The sequence below is a fragment of the Citreimonas sp. genome, assembly GCF_042096055.1.
Lineage (GTDB): Bacteria > Pseudomonadota > Alphaproteobacteria > Rhodobacterales > Rhodobacteraceae > Citreimonas.
Map to the genome: position 1 here is coordinate 34,169 of NZ_JBELMH010000024.1, position 4,348 is coordinate 38,516.

Consider the following 4,348-nt stretch of genomic DNA (forward strand, 5'->3'; position numbering starts at 1 on the left):
ATGGCCCGCGTGGGCCTGCGCCCCGACGGCCGCGCGCCGATGCGCGAGGGCACGCCGCTGTTCGAGACCGAGGACTCGACCGCTCCCGTGGGCGAGGTCACCTCGGGCGGGTTCGGCCCGACCGTGGGCGCCCCGGTGGCCATGGGCTACGTGCCGACGCCGCTGGCGCAGGCCGATACGCGCCTTTGGGGCGAGGTGCGCGGCAAGCGCCTGCCGGTGACGGTGGCGAAGCTGCCCTTCGTCGCCCCGGGCTTCAAACGCTGAGATTCAGGTGATCTGACAGGAGACAGGCATGAAATTCACCGAGGAACACGAATGGCTCGACGCGGGCGACGACAACGTCGTGACCGTCGGCATCACCGCCCACGCGGCCGAGCAGCTGGGCGACGTGGTGTTCGTCGAACTGCCCGAGGTCGGGACCGAGGTGGTCAAGGACGACGAGGTCGTGGTGATCGAGAGCGTCAAGGCCGCGTCGGACATCCTGGCGCCGGTCGACGGCGAGATCGTCGAGGTCAATGACGTGATCGTCGACGAGCCGTCGAAGGTGAACGAGGACCCGGAGGGCGACGCCTGGTTCTTCCGCATCAAGGTCGAGGACCTGTCGGTGCTCGACGACCTGATGGACGAGGCCGCCTACAAGAAGTTCATCGGCGACTGAGCGACGGCGACAGGGGAAGAGGGGGCTCTGCCCCCGGCCCTCCGGGCCTCCCCCGGGATATTTTCAGACCAAAGAAGCGCGCGACGCTGCGAGGAACGGCATGGCATACCAGCCCATCGACTACCTGCCCTACGATTTCGCCAACCGCCGGCACATCGGCCCCTCGCCCGAGGAGATGGCCGAGATGCTGGGCGCCCTGGGCGTCGACAGCCTCGACGCGCTGATCGACCGCACGGTGCCCAGGGGCATCCGGCAGGAGGCGCCGCTGGACTTCGGCAAGCCGTTGTCCGAGCGCGAGCTGCTGCACCGCATGAAGGAGGTCGCGCAGAAGAACACGCCGATGATCTCGCTCATCGGGCAGGGCTATCACGGCACGGTCACGCCGCCGGCGATCCAGCGCAACATCTTCGAGAACCCCGCCTGGTACACCGCCTACACGCCCTACCAGCCCGAGATCAGCCAGGGCCGGCTCGAGGCCTTGCTGAACTACCAGACCATGGTCTGCGACCTCACGGGGCTCGAGATCGCCAACGCCTCGCTGCTGGACGAGGCGACCGCCTGCGCCGAGGCGATGACCATGGCGCAGCGCGTGGCCAAGTCGAAGGCGAAGGCGTTCTTCGTCGACGAGAACTGCCACCCGCAGAACATCGCCGTGATGAAGACCCGCGCCGAGCCGCTGGGCATCGAGGTGGTCGTCGGCAACCCCGACGCGCTGGACGCGGGCGCGGTCTTCGGCGCGATCTTCCAGTATCCCGGCACGCACGGCCATGTCCGCGACTTCACCCCGCAGATCGAGGCGCTGCACGGCGCCGACGCGGTGGGCATCGTCGCCGCCGACCCGATGGCGCTGTGCCTGCTGAAGGAACCGGGCGCCATGGGCGCGGACATCGCCGTGGGCAGCACCCAGCGCTTCGGCGTGCCGCAGGGCTACGGCGGCCCGCACGCCGCCTACATGGCCTGCCGCGAGGCCTACAAGCGCTCGATGCCCGGGCGCATCGTCGGTGTGTCGATCGACAGCCACGGCAACAAGGCCTACCGCCTCGCGCTGCAGACGCGCGAACAGCACATCCGCCGCGAGAAGGCGACCAGCAACGTCTGCACCGCGCAGGCGCTGCTGGCGGTCATGGCCGGCTTCTACGCGGTCTTCCACGGGCCGAAGGGCCTGCGCGCCATCGCCCAGCGCATCCACCGCAAGACCGCGCGCCTGGCGCGGGGCCTGGAAGAGGCGGGGTTCGACGTGGCCCCGTCCGAGTTCTTCGACACGATCACCGTCGATGTCGGCCTGCTCCAGCGCGGCGTGCTGCAGGCCGCCGTGCAGGAAGGCGTGAACCTGCGCCGCGTCGGGCGCACCCACGTGGGCATCACGCTGGACGAGCGCACGCGCCCCGAGACCATCGAATCGGTCTGGCGCGCCTTCGGCATCGACCGCACGGATGACCGCGAGGGCGGCTACCGCCTGCCCGAGGCGCTGATCCGGCAAAGCGACTACCTGCAGCACGACGTGTTCCACATGAACCGCGCCGAGACCGAGATGATGCGCTACATGCGCCGGCTCGCCGACCGCGACCTCGCGCTCGACCGCGCGATGATCCCGCTGGGGTCCTGCACGATGAAGCTCAATTCGGCGGCCGAGATGATGCCGGTCAGCTGGCCGGAATTCGCGCACGTGCACCCCTACGCGCCGGCCGACCAGGCGCGCGGCTACACCGAGCTGATCGACGACCTGAACGCCAAGCTCTGCGCGATCACCGGCTACGACGCGATCTCGATGCAGCCCAATTCCGGCGCGCAGGGCGAATACGCGGGCCTTCTGACCATCCGCAATTGGCAGATCGCCCGCGGCGAGGGCCAGCGCGACATCTGCCTGATTCCCGTCAACGCGCACGGCACCAACCCCGCCAGCGCGCAGATGGTCGGCTGGAAGGTCGTGGCGGTGAAATGCGACGCCAACGGCTCGATCGACCTCGGCGACTTCCGCGCCAAGGCCGAGAAGCATGCCGACCGGCTGGCCGCCTGCATGATCACCTATCCCAGCACCCACGGCGTGTTCGAGGAGACGGTGAAGGACGTCTGCGCGATCACCCACGATCACGGCGGTCAGGTCTATATCGACGGCGCCAACATGAACGCCATGGTGGGCCTGTCGCGGCCCGGCGACCTGGGCGGCGACGTCAGCCACCTGAACCTGCACAAGACGTTCTGCATCCCGCATGGCGGCGGCGGGCCCGGCATGGGGCCGATCGGCGTCAAGGCGCACCTGACCGACCACCTGCCCGGCGATCCGCTGGGCTCGGGCGGACCGGGGCCGGTCTCGGCCGCGCCGTTCGGCTCGCCCTCGCTGCTGCCGATCTCGTGGGCCTACATCCTGATGATGGGCGGCGCGGGCCTGACGCAGGCGACGCGCGTGGCGATCCTGAACGCCAACTACGTCGCCCACCGGCTGCAGGGCGCGTTCAACGTGCTCTACCGCGGGCATGACGGCTTCGTGGCGCATGAATGCATCCTCGACACCCGGCCGTTCGAGAAATCCGCCGGCATCACCGTCGAGGACATCGCCAAGCGGCTGGTCGATTGCGGCTTCCACGCGCCGACGATGAGCTGGCCCGTCTCGGGGACGCTGATGATCGAGCCGACCGAGTCCGAGACCAAGGCCGAGCTCGACCGCTTCTGCGACGCCATGCTCGCCATCCGCGACGAGATCCGCGCGATCGAGGACGGAAAAATGGACCCCGAGGACAACCCGCTGAAGAACGCGCCGCACACGATGGAGGATCTGGTCAAGGACTGGGACCGGCCGTATTCGCGCGAGCAGGGCTGCTTCCCGCCGGGCGCATTCCGGGTCGACAAGTACTGGCCGCCGGTCAACCGCGTCGACAACGTCTACGGCGACCGCAACCTCGTCTGCACCTGTCCGCCGATGAGCGATTACGCCGAGGCCGCGGAGTGAATTCCTAACGCTTCGTGAATCCGTCTCTGCAAGCCCTTGATTTTTCTAGGGCGCCGGGGTGTCCCATCGTGGGACACCCCTAAGGCGGCCTATTCCCGGGCCCGCAGGACCTGCGCCGGCCGCGCCGCCAGCGGCCGCCAGGCGAAGGCCAGCCCCGACAGCAGCGTCGCCGTCACGCCGCCCACGATGATTCCCAGCGCGGGCAGCCACATCACGGTGTAGGACGTCTCCATCACGAAGACCGACACGGCCCAGCCGCCGGCGATGCCCGCGGCCAGCGCCACGATCGCCGCCGCCCCGCCCAGCAGCGCCGCCCGCAGCGCGAAGCTGGCCAGGATCCGCCCGCGCGAGGCACCCAGCGTCTTCAGGACGGCCGCCTCATAGGTGCGCGCGCCCTCGCCGGCGGCCGCGGCGCCGATGATGACAAGGAAGCCCGTCAGCAGCGTCGCCGCCGCGCCCCAGCGCACCGCCTCGCCGATCCCGGCCAGCAGGTCGCTGACCCGGTCGATGGCGTCGCGGACGCTGATCGCGGTGATGTTGGGGTAGGCGTCGGCGAGGTCGCGCAGGATCTGCGCCTCGGCTTCCTGCTCGGCATAGACCGTGGCGATGAAGGTGTGCGGCGCGCCCTGCAGCGCCGAGGGCGACATCGACATGATGAACCCGATGCCCGCGTTCGAGAAGTCGACCGCCCGGAACGACGTGATCTCGGCCGTGATGTCGCGCCCGAGGATGTTGACCGTCAG

General features: G+C 69.4%; 4 protein-coding genes. 3 read left to right on the forward strand and 1 reads right to left on the reverse strand.

Annotated features, from left to right (window positions below; genetic code table 11):
- From ACFDTC_RS07615 to gcvP, 3 genes are all read left to right on the forward strand, one after another.
- On the forward strand, positions 1-264 hold a 264-nt coding region (locus tag ACFDTC_RS07615; protein ID WP_375258281.1), incomplete at its 5' end, for a glycine cleavage T C-terminal barrel domain-containing protein.
- 28 nt (positions 265-292) lie between these two features.
- Positions 293-658 carry a glycine cleavage system protein GcvH gene (gene gcvH, locus ACFDTC_RS07620; RefSeq protein WP_375258282.1) on the forward strand — a complete coding sequence of 122 codons (366 nt, stop codon included), beginning with the start codon at positions 293-295 and terminating at the stop codon, positions 656-658.
- Positions 659-758: 100 nt separating this feature from the next.
- Positions 759-3,605: an aminomethyl-transferring glycine dehydrogenase gene (gcvP, locus tag ACFDTC_RS07625; RefSeq protein WP_375258283.1), complete on the forward strand. Its 2,847-nt coding sequence runs from the start codon at positions 759-761 to the stop codon at positions 3,603-3,605.
- Positions 3,606-3,694: 89 nt separating this feature from the next.
- Here gcvP and ACFDTC_RS07630 read toward each other — a convergent pair.
- A partial coding sequence (locus tag ACFDTC_RS07630; RefSeq protein WP_375258284.1) for an FtsX-like permease family protein occupies positions 3,695-4,348 on the reverse strand: 654 nt, incomplete at its 5' end.

Coding starts and splice junctions, on each gene's coding strand:
- gcvH (WP_375258282.1), top strand. CDS start 293: ATGAAATTCACCGAGGAACACGAATGGCTCGACGCGGGCGACGACAAC.
- gcvP (WP_375258283.1), top strand. CDS start 759: ATGGCATACCAGCCCATCGACTACCTGCCCTACGATTTCGCCAACCGC.